The organism is Corynebacterium sp. (assembly GCF_030152825.1).
In the GTDB taxonomy this organism is placed as follows: Bacteria; Actinomycetota; Actinomycetes; order Mycobacteriales; family Mycobacteriaceae; genus Corynebacterium.
The window spans coordinates 1-11,512 of record NZ_JASLIP010000055.1 but is presented as its reverse complement, the minus strand read 5'-3'; the positions used below and the strand labels follow the sequence as shown (position 1 = coordinate 11,512).

Genomic DNA, 11,512 nt, shown 5'->3' with positions numbered 1-11,512 from the left:
AGTTATTTCGCCGTTCGCGGGCTACTCGGGCCAACAGCAGGTCCGGCACAACTCCGCCGGGCCGAAACCGGCGCGCTTTTCATCGGTGCGGCAGCGCTCATCGTGGCCGGCGTGGTTGGCGTCCTGAATTAAAAAACCCGCCCTGGCAGCCAGGGCGGGCAGAAAAGAAGAAGGGCTACTTCCAGCCCATCGTCATCAACAGACCAACGATGAACAGGCCGAACCCGATCAGGTAATTCCACGGGCCGAGGGTGACCATCAGCGGGATGGACGGGCCGGCGATGTAGTTCACGACCAGCCACGCCAGACCCAGCAGCATCAGGCCCAGCATGATCACGATGTACCACCGTGGCGTGCCCGAGGCGTTCAGCTTCACCGGGGTACGGCGATCCACTCCAGCGGCGGCGCTGGAACCGAAGTTCTCCTCCGGGGAATTGATCTTTGACTTAGGCATAATTCGCTTCCATTACAGGGCAGTGCTTCCAGCTGCTAAGGCAGCTTCCAATACAACGGCCAATATTAGCAGCTACACCCGACAATCCCGCACCACACGGGGCATGGCGGCACAGGTGCAACACGACAGCGATAGAATCGCACCCATGCGCATCTTGGTCGTCGATAACTTCGACAGTTTCGTTTATAACCTCGTCCAGTACCTCGGGCAGCTCGGCTACTACGAGCAGAACTGCGTGGTGTGGCGCAATAACGCACCCGAGCTCGGCGGCGAGGCAGGTTTCGACGACGCCAACCTCGCCGATGTGCTTGGCCAGTTCGATGCCATCCTGCTGTCCCCGGGGCCGGGCGAGCCCACCGCCGCCGGGCACCTCATGCAGATCATCCGCGTGGCCGTGGCTAAGGGCATTCCGCTGTTCGGCGTGTGCCTCGGCCACCAGGCCATCGGCCTGCACTTTGGGGGCCAGGTCGTGCGCGCCGACGAGCTCTACCACGGGAAAACCTCGCCCGTGACCCACGACGGCACCGGCGTGCTGCAAGGCATCCCGAGTCCGTTCACCGTCACCCGCTACCACTCGCTGACCGTCGATCCGGGCTCCGTGCCCGAGGTGCTGGCGGTCACCGGGCGGGTGGATTCCGGGATGATCATGGCGATGCGGCACATCAGCCTGCCGGTGCACTCCGTGCAGTTCCACCCCGAGTCCGTGATGACCCAATACGGTCACCGCATGCTTGCGAACTGGCTGATCGCGGCCGGTTTCCTCATCGACGAGGAGCTGATCGGTCGCATCGAGGAGGAGCAGCTCGCCGTCACCGGCGCGCTGAGCAAGTAAGGGAAACAGAACGCAGAAAACCGCGAACATTGGGCGGCACGCGATGTACCTTGAACGCAACACAGCGAAAGGAAGAAGCGATGCCGACCCCAGAAGCCCAGTTCACAACCGAGGACCAGTGGTTCGAATCCCACGGTGAGCGCTGCGCGGCACGCATCTTCCGGCCCACCGCGGCGGGACCGGAGAATCGCCCGGCCGTCGTCATGGCCCACGGCTTCGGCACCCCGCGCGCACTCGGCCTCTACCGCTACGCCGAGGCCTTCGCCGCCGCGGGCTACATCGTGGTCGTCTTCGACTACCGCTACTTCGGGGAAAGCACTGGCCAGCCCCGCCAACTTCTGGACATCCGCAAACAGATCGAGGACTGGCGGCTGGCACTGGCCTTCACCCGCAGCCTCGACGGGGTGGACGCGGCGCGGATCATCGGGTGGGGAACCTCCTTCGCCGGCGGGCACGTGCTCAGCCTGGCCGGGGCGAGGAAGAACCCAGAGAATTTCGCCGCCCTCATCGCCCAGGTGCCGCACATCAGCGGGCCCGCCGCCGTGCGCGCCGTGGGCCTGCGCAGCTGCCTGCGCGTGGCGCCCGTCGTCGCCGCCGACCTGCTCCAGAGCATCGGGGGCGGCAAGCCCCGCTACATCAACTCGGTGGGCCACCCCGGCGAGATGGGAGTCATGACGACCCCCGACGCCGTGCCCGGCAAGGACGCCATGATGGAAGCTAGCGGGGTGACGCCGGGCGAGTACCCGGAGACGGTCGCCGCCCGCGTGCTCGCATGGATTGGATTCTACTCCCCGGGGGCGCGGGCGAAGCACATCAACTGCCCCAGCCTGGTGCAGGTCATGGACCAGGACGCCGTGACCCCCACGATGGTCGCCGTAAAGGCAGCCCTCAAGATCCCGAACTCCACCGTGCGCATCCACCACGGCGGGCACTTCGACCCTTATGTGGAGCCCACCTACGACGAGATCCTCAGCGAGCAGCTGGAGTTCCTGCAGCGCACCGTGCCCGTCGTCTAAGGGCTCGGTAGGACGCGGCAAGTGGGGCCGACGTCTCCGGGGCGCCGGCGTCGATTTCGCAGCGACGTCCACGAGGGCGGACGTCCACGTTGTAGCGACCCCCGGCGACTTGTCTGACGTGCTCGGCGACCCGGCCTGACGTCCCCGCCGCCGGCGGGAGCTACGGGATCAGGCGGAAGATGAAGACGTCCACCGTGACCGTGGCGTTCTTATCCAACGTGGCGCCCTCGGACGGCTTCTGACGGGCCACGCGGTCCACCCGACCCAGGTCATTCGTCGGAACATCCACGCGGCGCAGCTTATCCGGGGAGCCCTCCCAGCCCGCGGCACGCAGGGTGTTGAAGACCTGGCCGAACTCCTTGCCGGAGACATTCGGCATGTGGAACTGGTTCCCGCGGGAGACCGTCAGGGTCACCTCGGAGCCCTCACGCAGGTGGGATCCCTCATCGCTGACGCTCAGGACCTTGCCCTCCGGCTCCGTGGAATCGACTTTATTGACGATCACCGTGAAGCCCGAGGACTCCAGGTTGGAGCGCGCATCCTCGACATCCTGGCCCGTGACCACCGGGACACGAACCTCCTGCGGGCCCGTGGACACCGTGATCGTGACCTTCGTGCCCTTAGAGACCTGCGAACCCTGTGCCGGGGACTGCTCAGTGATCTGGCCCTCCGGCACGGAATCGCTTGGCTCTTCCTTCACCCGGTTATTCAGGCTCAGGCCGGCCTCCTTCAGCTGCTGCGCTGCCTCGGAGGTGTTCATACCCGTCAGGTCCGGCACCTCGGTGATCTCCTTACCGGAGGAGACCACCAGCGAGATCTCCGTGCCCTTCGGCACCGAGCTATTCGGCCCCGGCTCCGTGCGGATCACGCGGCCACGCTCGATATCGGCGTGCGGGCGCTCCTTCACACGCAGCTCCAGGCCCAGGTCGTGGAGCTTGCGCTCGGCCTCGTCCTGGGTGAGGTTCTTGACGTCCGGGACGTTGACCGTTTCCGCCGTCGCGGCCGACCGGTCCGAGGCGACGTACGCCCAGGTTCCGGCGCCTAGCAGAGCGAGCACCGCGAGGATCGCCACGACCGGGATCCACCAGCGACGTTTCGGTTCCTCATCAATCAGCGGGGTCTGTGTGTCCGGGTAGTTCCCGTGGTCCGGGAAGGACGGCGGCGGCTCGGCCCCCGCAGCACCCGCGCTGGCGGCCGCCGGGTACGCCCCCGCAGCCCCGCCACCGTAGGAGCCACCGGCCTGCTCCGATGCGTACTCGCCGTTCTTGGCGAAGTTCTGGTCGCCCAGGCTGTGCTCTGCCGTGCGCTCCGTGGCGCTCGCGGCACCGTCAGCACCAGCGGCGCCCAGGCCGGCAGCGCCGAGACCAGCGGCGGCAGCCGTGCCCGCGCCCGAGGACTCATCCGCGCGGTGCCGGCCCCCGCCCGAATCCTGGGAACCAGCAGCGCCCGCCGGACCCGCGGCGCCCGGCAGCTTGGCCACCAGCGGCACCTGATCCTCGCTCAACCGCCGCAGGTCCAGCGCCATCTCCTTGGCATCCGCGTGGCGGTCGTCCGGGTTCTTCGCCATCGCGGTGAGCACGATGGCGTCCAAACTATCCGCCTCACGGTGGGAAAGGTGCATGCCCTCGACGGTCGACGGTGCCGGCGGGGCGTCCTGAACATGCTGGAAAGCCACCGAAAACGGCGACTCTCCCGAAAACGGCGGCTGACCCGTCGCCAGCTCGTAGAACACGCAGCCAGCGGCGTAAATATCGGAGCGGGAATCCGCCGACTTGCCGCGCGCCTGCTCCGGGGAGAGGTACTGGGCAGTGCCAATGACCGCGGCCGTCTGCGTCATCGCGGAAGAGGAATCAGACAGGGCACGGGCGATACCGAAGTCCATCACCTTCACCGCGCCGGTGTTGGTGATCATGATGTTCGCGGGCTTGATGTCCCGGTGGATGATGCCCGCCTCGTGGCTGAAGTGCAGCGCCTGAAGGACCTGGGACATGATGGCTGCGGCATCCGTGAGCCGCATCTTGCCGTACTCCTGGATGATGTCGCGCAGCGTTTCGCCCTGCACGCGCTCCATCACGATATAGGGCACGGAGCCATCCTCCGGCGGGGTCTGGCCAGTATCGTACACCGCCACGATCGCCGGGTGGTTCAGCTTCGCAGCGTTCTGCGCCTCGCGGCGGAAGCGCTCCAGGAAGTTCTCATCGCGGGCGAGGTCCGGCCGCATCATTTTGACGGCGACCTCGCGGCCGAGGAGCTCATCGACGGCGGCATAAACGTCCGCCATGCCACCAGTGCCAATCTTGGCACCTAGGTGGTATCGGCCACCGAGGATCGCCCCGTCACGGTCCACGACCGACCTCCTCTGATCTTCCAACTCACTGTGTACTGCCGCGGTGCGGCTCGGGAGGCTGTCCCTCCCGATTCTGCTTCAAAGCCGGTAACTTTACCGCGCCACTGTTCCCGTTACTACTTTAGTGTTTTCTTCGCCCGGGAAAGCCCGGTCGCGCAACTGGGCACCGGGTGGCCGCTAGATCGCCCGCAGCCCTAGCGCCCCGACCTCGCTATCGGCCAGGTTGGTGGCACCCGTCCCGGCGGGGCCCTCCGCGTTATTTCCCGGGTTGGGCTGGTCGCCGCCCGGGTTCGGAGCCGACGGGGAGGGGTTGTCGTCCGTCGGGACCGTTGGTTGGGACGGCTGCGACGGCGGGCGTGGGGAGCTCGGTGTGGGCTGCGTCCTCGTCGGCCCGCCCGGCTGCGTCGACGGCTGCGTGGGGCGCTCCGGACGGGTCGAGGTGGTCTCGTCATCTGCGCCGTTATCCTCGCCCGTCTGGGTTTCCTCCGGGCGGGGCTCCACCGGCTGCGGCGGGACGTACTCCTCCTGGGTGGGGGAGGTCGTGACCTCGCTGGTCACGGTCTTCGTCTCTCGCTCAGGGGTCGAGGAATCCGAATCGCTGAAAAGGAGGTAGCCGATCACGCCCAGGCCGAGGGCCACAACAACCCCAAGCACGATCCACGGGGTGGCGGAATTGCGCTGTTGATCGCGCCGACCTGCCGAACGTTGGGACGCCGCCCCTGCAGCATCCGCCGTACCGGTCTTGCGCGGCCCTCGGGCGGGACCCTGGCGTGGCGGGACGGCCGTGCCTTGCCCGGTCACCACCTGGCTGAGTTCGGCGTCGGAATCCCCAGGGGCAGCACCCCGAGCACCACCGTGGGCGGCGAAAACATCCGTGTGCGCGGCGGCGTCGGCAGTGGACACAGCAGCCGGGCGAGGGGCAGGAGCCCCGGAGAGGACAGCGGCGGCGGCCTCCGCGAGCTCCTGACCGTCGGCGTAGCGGGCCTGCGGGCTTTTGCGCAGGCAGGTGTTGACCAGCTCGCGCAGCGGGGAACTGAGCTCCTCGGGGAGGGGCTCCGGCTGCTCGGAAATATGCTTGATCGCAACCGAGACGGAGGAGTCCCCACGGAACGGACGGTGGCCAGCCAGCACCTCGTAGGCCACCACGCCGAGGGAGTAGACATCCGAGGCGGCGGTGACTTCCCGGCCCTGCGCCTGCTCGGGGGAGACGTACTGGGCCGTGCCCACCACCATGCCGGTCTGGGTCAGCGGCACCGCCTGCGCGGCCTTCGCGATACCGAAGTCCGTGATCTTCACCGTGCCATCGGCGGTGAGCAGCAGGTTGGCGGGCTTGATATCCCGGTGCACCGTGCCGGTGGCATGGATCGCCGCCAGGCCCATCGCGGTCTGCCGGATCAGGTCCAAGGCCAGGGGCTCCGGCAGCTGGCGCTCGCGGCGCAGCACATCGGCCAGGCTCTCGCCGCGGACGTACTCCATCACGATGTAACAGAACACCGCGTGGGTCTCCTGCGTGGGCTGGGAGCCGTCCGGGGAAACCTCCCCGTAGTCGTAGGTGGCGACCACATTCGGGGAATCGAAGTGCTCCGCGGCCTCCGCCTCGTTGCGGAAGCGCTCGCGGAACTCCGGGCTTTCGGTGTACTCGGGCTTCAGGATCTTGATGGCCACATCCCGCTGCGCGACGGTATCGCGGGCGAGCCACACGGTGGACATCCCGCCCCGGCCAACGATCCAGCTCAGCTGGTAGCGCTCCCCCAGTAGCCGCTGGGTGTACTCGATATCCGTGCGGTCCGGCTGGTGCTGCTCTGGCTGTTCAGTCATTTTTAGCGCTGCTCCTGCTCCGCGGCTGCGATGACGGCACGCCCGAGCGGGCCGGCTACGGCATTACCCGTGGCCCCCTGGCCCATGCCGCCACCGTTTTCCACCAGCACGGCCACGGCCACGTCCGCCTCGGTGGAAAACGCGATGTACCAGGTATGCGGGGCGGCCTCGCCGCGAACCTCGCCGTGCTCGGCCGTGCCGGTCTTCGACGCAATGGTGGCCGAGCCCCCGCCGCTACGTTCGGAACCCTGCATGAGCTCCTTGAGCTGGTCAGCCGTCTCCTTCGGGATCGCCCGGTTCAGCCGCTTCGGCTTCGTCTCCTTCAGGGTCTTCAGATCCGGACCCGTGATCTTGGAGACCAGGTGCGGCTCCATGCGCACGCCACCATTGGCGATCGTCGCCGCGATCACGGCGTTCTGCAGCGGGGTCAGAGACACGTCGCGCTGGCCGATCGCGGACTGGCCCAGGGCGGCCTTGTCCGGCAGGTCACCCAGCGTCGAGCGCTGCATGCCCAGCCCCAGGCCCTCGTAGCTATCACCCACGCCGAAGGCCTCCGCGGTCTTGCGGAAAAGATCATCGCCGTGCTTGACGCCCAATTCGACGAAGGGCACGTTGCAGGACTTCTCGAAGGCCACCCGCAGCGTGGTGGTCTCCCCACCCGCGCAGCGCTGACCACCGTAGTTCTCCAGGGTCGTGACCGTGTCCGGCAGCGTGGTCTGGCTGGCAGCGCTGACCGGAGTATCCGCATTATCGCCGGCCTGCAGCGCGGCGGCCGTGGTGATCACCTTGAAGGTCGAACCCGGCGGCTGGGTCACCTGGGTAGAGCGGTTCAGCAGCGGGGAACCTGCGTCCTGGCTCAGAGCCTCGAAGTTCGCGGCCGCCGCCTCCGGGGACTGATCCGTGATCGCGCTCGGGTTATAGGACGGCGTGCTGGCCATTGCCAGCACTGCGCCCGTCGAGGGGCGCAGGGCCACGACGGAGCCGGAGTAGCCCTTGCTGGCCAGCTCGTCGTAGGCCACTTGCTGCACCTGCGGGCTCAGGGTGAGCTCCACATTCGCGCCACGGACCTCCTTGCCGGAGATCTGGTCCCACATGCGGCGGGCGAACAGGCTGTCGTCCTCGCCCGAAAGGATGGAATTCTGGCTGGCCTCGATACCGGCGGCGCCGAAGCGGTCGGAGAAGTAACCCTCCACCGAGCCGAAGGCCTCCGGGGCGTAGACGTAGCGGCGGTTGTAGTAGCCGTTATCGTCCCGCACGGACTCGGCCAGCACCTGGCCGCCGGCAGAGATCTGCCCGCGCTGGCGCTGCTTCATGTCATAGAACTGGCGAGCATTCAGCGGGTTCTCCGCCAGCTGTTTGGTCTGGAAGGCCTGAATATAGGTTAGGTTGATCAGCAGAATGACCGTCAAGATCATGCTGAAGATGGCTACGGCTTTAATCGGTCGATTCACGCGAGCTCACCTTCTCCGTTGTTCTGCGCAGCCCCCTGCTTCTCGTCGGACGTGGCATCTTTCCCTCCGGAGTTGCTGCCCTCGTCCTGCACCGCGCGCCGGGCGCGGGCAGAGTCGGAGATCCGCAGCAGGATCGCCAGCAAGATGTAGTTCGCCAATAGCGAGGAACCACCGTGGGCAAGGAATGGGGTCGTCAGGCCGGTCATCGGCATGAGCTTGGAAATACCCGCCACGACAACGAAGACCTGCACCGCGACCGTCAGGGACAGGCCAGCGGCGACGAGCTTGCCGAAGGAATCGCTGGCGTGCATGCTCACCGTGAAGCCGCGGAGCACGAAGATTGCGTACAGCAGCAGGATCGCGGATAGGCCGATCAGGCCGAGCTCTTCGCCGAAGGCGGAGAGGATGAAGTCCGACTGCACCACCGGGATCAGCTCCGGGTAGCCCTCGCCGAGCCCCTTGCCGGTGATCCCGCCGTAGGAGAGGCCAAACAGGGACTGCGCGAGCTGCAGACCCCGATTGTGGAAGTCCGCGAACGGGTCCACGAAGTTCGCCACACGGGTCTGGATTTTGTCGGACACCTGGTACACTGCGATCGCGCCGACCGAGGCCAGTCCCACGCCGAGCACCACCCAGGAGGCGCGCTCCGTCACGATGTACAGCATCCCCAACACGGTGGCGAAGAGAAGCAGTGCCGGGCCGAAGTCGTTCTGCGCGGCGGAAATGACCATCGCCAGGCCCCACACCAGGAACAGCGGTCCCATGTCACGCATGCGGGGGAACTGCAGTCCCAGCAGGCTCTTACCCGTCACGGAGAACAGTCGGCGCTTGCTGACCAGCAGGGCGGCGAAGAACAGCAGCAGCAGGATCTTCGCGAACTCGCCCGGCTGGATGGAGAAGGGCCCGATAGAGATCCATACGTTGGCGTCCGCATTGAGGCTGGTCGGCCACACGATTGGCAGCGCGAGCAGCACCAGCCCCACCAGGCCCATCAGGTAGGCGTAGTCCTGCAGCGAGCGGTGATCCTTCAGGAACACGAGCACCGCCACCAGCAGTCCCACACCGACAACCATCCACATGATCTGAGACTTTGCCAGGGACATGCCCGTGGCCAGGTCAATGCGGTAAATCATCACCAGACCCAACCCATTGAGTAGCGCGGCGACGGGGAGTATCACCTGATCCGCGTCGGGCGCCACCCAGTTCATCACCAGGTGCGCGACCAGGAAAATGAGGAAGAACCCACCGACCAGCAGGAAGATGCTGGAGCTGAGCTCATTGCCCTGCGCCAGCTCCAGCGATACGACCGCCGTCAGGGTGACCACTGCGGTGAGCAGCAGCAGCCAGGCTTCGGTCTTTCTCTTAAAAAAGCCCTTGGTCAATTCAATTCACCTCCCGGCAGGACACGCCGGGGGTCGTCAGGTCCTCAGCGCCCTTCCTGGCGGTGCTCGCGGCTCGGTCTGCGCTTGGGCGCTTCCCATCGTTCTTCTTCTCGCGGGTCACGCACACCGGCAGGGTTTCCTCCGCCAGTCGGTTCACCTGCTCGACGACGGCCTGGTAGCTGTCCTCCGGCATGCTCTCGACAGTGCTTCGCGCCGAGGGGGTCAGGTCGGAGGTCAGAAAGAGGTGGCAGTCCTCGGGGGCATCATTATCCGCGCCGATGAGCCGCACGGAGGCGGACTCGTCGAGGCAGATCCGCTGGTGTGTGGAGCTCAGGGAGAACCCCAGCGGGGAGCCGTGCACCCCGTTCTTCACGACGATCTGCTTGCCCTCCACGGCGACGAAGTAGGTATCGCCGATCTTCTGGTAACCGAAGAACCCAGCGATCCCGAGCCCGACGATGAGGACAAGTGCGACCACCAGGGCGATCCAGCCCCGTCCCCGCTTCTTTTTAGGGACGTCGGTTCCGCCGGACCCGGTGGCGTCTGACGCGCCGGATGCGGGCGCAGCGGCCTGTTCCGAACCGGACCCGGCATGCTGCTTGGCGGTGTCGGCGGGCTCGGGCATCTCCTCGGGGTTCTTGGGGGAGCGCGAGCTCGTCACGTTAGCACCGCTGGCCGCGGCGCGGGCCGCAGGCGTATCGAAGCTGCGGCTTTCCTGCCTGTTTGGAGAGGCCGCACCAGTTAGCACCGGGGTCTCCGGCAGCGGGCCACGACCAGCGGAACCTGCCGCGCCGTCCTCGCCTACGGCGTCGTCCTCGACAGACTCGAGGTCCACGACATCCGCGACGACGACGGTGACGTTATCCGGTCCACCGCCGCGCAACGCCATCTCGACGAGGCGATCGGCTGCGGTGGCAGGGTCGTAGGCGTTCAGGATGTCCCGCATTGTGTCGATGCTCACCGGATCGGAGAGACCATCGGAGCACAGCATGTAGCGGTCGCCCGGCAGCACCTCAAACTCCGTGAGGGTTGGCTCCACGGGCCGGCCGGTAAGAGCCTTGAGGATCAGGGATCGCTGCGGGTGGGAGCTGGCGTCCGCACCGTCGAGCTTGCCCTCGTCCACGAGGGTCTGGACGAAAGTATCGTCCTTCGTGATCTGCGTGAGCTCCCCGTCGCGCAGCCGGTAGGCGCGGGAGTCACCGACGTGGCACATCGCTGCCTTACCGTTGCTGAACAGGATCGCGGTGAGGGTGCAGCCCATGCCCTCCAGCTGTGGGTTCTCGTCCACGTGGGAGGCGATGCGCTCGTTGCCCTCATCCACCGCGCGCTCCAGCACGGAGATCAGACGGCGGCGCTCATCTGGCTCGTCCAGGAGCGGGGAGTCCAGTGCCCGCAAGGTGTCCACCAGGAAGCGGCTGGCCACCTCGCCGGCCGCGTGGCCACCCATGCCATCGGCGAGGGCCAGCAGGCGTGGGCCCGCGTAGGCGGAGTCCTCATTATTCGTGCGCACCAAACCGCGGTCGGAGGATGCGGCGAAATCTAAAGTCAAGCGCTGATCCGTCATTGCTCCATCCTCACCTGGGTCTGCCCGATCCGGACTTCCATGCCCTCGGCGAGCCGTTCTGGCTGGTCAATGCGCTGGCCGTTCAGCCACGTGCCGTTGCGGGAATCCTGATCCTCGATGAACCAGTCCCGACCCCGGCGGATGAGCCGGGCGTGGGTGCCCGAGGCGAAATCATCCTCCAGCTGCAGTGTGGAGACCGAGGAACGGCCGATCGTGATCTCGTCGTAGCCCTGGAAGTTCAGGGTGGTCCCGGTCAGCGGGCCACTGGTGATGATCAGGGACTTCGGCGGATTCGTGCGGTGGCGCGTGCCCCGGAAACCGCTGCTCGACGTGCCGCCAGCCAGGCCGGCGTGGGGTGCGGCGTAGCCCATCGGCGCGCCATCACGGGCGCCCGCTCCGGGGTGCGCCGCGTAGTTCAGATCCTTGCGCAGCGCGCGGAGCGTCATCCAGATGAAGAACCACAGCAGCACGAGCAGGCCGATCTTGACCACTAGTAACAGTGTGGTGTGCACGGTCATCACTCCTTATTTATCGGGCATACGCGAGCAGCCGAGCCGCAGGGAGCGACCGACCTGTCCGGGCTTCAACCCTAGTTTAGTGAGCAGACACGCGTATAGGGGGTGGAGTGAATAGCTGGCCCGCGGGAAA

General features: G+C 66.6%; 9 protein-coding genes. 2 read left to right on the top strand and 7 right to left on the bottom strand.

Annotated elements, in window-relative coordinates; all coding sequences use genetic code 11:
* Positions 1-175: 175 nt before the first annotated feature.
* Positions 176-454 (bottom strand): cell division protein CrgA, encoded by a 279-nt coding sequence (crgA, locus tag Q1V78_RS06610; protein WP_300612889.1) that lies wholly within the window; start codon positions 452-454, stop codon positions 176-178.
* A 145-nt stretch (positions 455-599) separates the two neighbouring features.
* Between crgA and Q1V78_RS06605 the strand changes: the two genes are divergently transcribed.
* Together Q1V78_RS06605 and Q1V78_RS06600 are read left to right on the top strand one after the other, a co-directional pair.
* Positions 600-1,286: a gamma-glutamyl-gamma-aminobutyrate hydrolase family protein gene (locus Q1V78_RS06605; protein ID WP_300612887.1), complete on the top strand. Its 687-nt coding sequence runs from the start codon at positions 600-602 to the stop codon at positions 1,284-1,286.
* Positions 1,287-1,366: 80 nt separating this feature from the next.
* Positions 1,367-2,302 (top strand): alpha/beta hydrolase, encoded by a 936-nt coding sequence (locus Q1V78_RS06600; RefSeq protein ID WP_300612885.1) that lies wholly within the window; start codon positions 1,367-1,369, stop codon positions 2,300-2,302.
* Between the two features lie 160 nt (positions 2,303-2,462).
* On the opposite strand, the gene pknB is transcribed toward Q1V78_RS06600, so the two are convergent.
* From pknB to Q1V78_RS06570, 6 genes are all read right to left on the bottom strand, one after another.
* Positions 2,463-4,649 carry a Stk1 family PASTA domain-containing Ser/Thr kinase gene (gene pknB / locus Q1V78_RS06595; protein WP_300612883.1) on the bottom strand — a complete coding sequence of 729 codons (2,187 nt, stop codon included), beginning with the start codon at positions 4,647-4,649 and terminating at the stop codon, positions 2,463-2,465.
* Positions 4,650-4,826: 177 nt separating this feature from the next.
* Positions 4,827-6,467 (bottom strand): serine/threonine-protein kinase, encoded by a 1,641-nt coding sequence (locus Q1V78_RS06590; RefSeq protein ID WP_300612881.1) that lies wholly within the window; start codon positions 6,465-6,467, stop codon positions 4,827-4,829.
* A 2-nt stretch (positions 6,468-6,469) separates the two neighbouring features.
* Positions 6,470-7,918 (bottom strand): penicillin-binding transpeptidase domain-containing protein, encoded by a 1,449-nt coding sequence (locus tag Q1V78_RS06585; protein WP_300612879.1) that lies wholly within the window; start codon positions 7,916-7,918, stop codon positions 6,470-6,472.
* A complete protein-coding gene (locus Q1V78_RS06580; protein ID WP_300612878.1) occupies positions 7,915-9,300 on the bottom strand; it encodes an FtsW/RodA/SpoVE family cell cycle protein in 1,386 nt (461 codons plus the stop codon). Before Q1V78_RS06580 ends, Q1V78_RS06585 begins: the two co-directional genes overlap by 4 nt.
* 1 nt (position 9,301) lies before the next feature.
* Positions 9,302-10,864 (bottom strand): protein phosphatase 2C domain-containing protein, encoded by a 1,563-nt coding sequence (locus tag Q1V78_RS06575; protein ID WP_300612876.1) that lies wholly within the window; start codon positions 10,862-10,864, stop codon positions 9,302-9,304.
* The gene (locus Q1V78_RS06570; protein WP_300612891.1) at positions 10,861-11,376 is read right to left on the bottom strand and encodes an FHA domain-containing protein; all 516 of its coding nucleotides are present in this window, start codon (positions 11,374-11,376) and stop codon (positions 10,861-10,863) included. The genes Q1V78_RS06575 and Q1V78_RS06570 overlap by 4 nt, the downstream gene beginning before the upstream one ends.
* Positions 11,377-11,512: the final 136 nt, after the last annotated feature.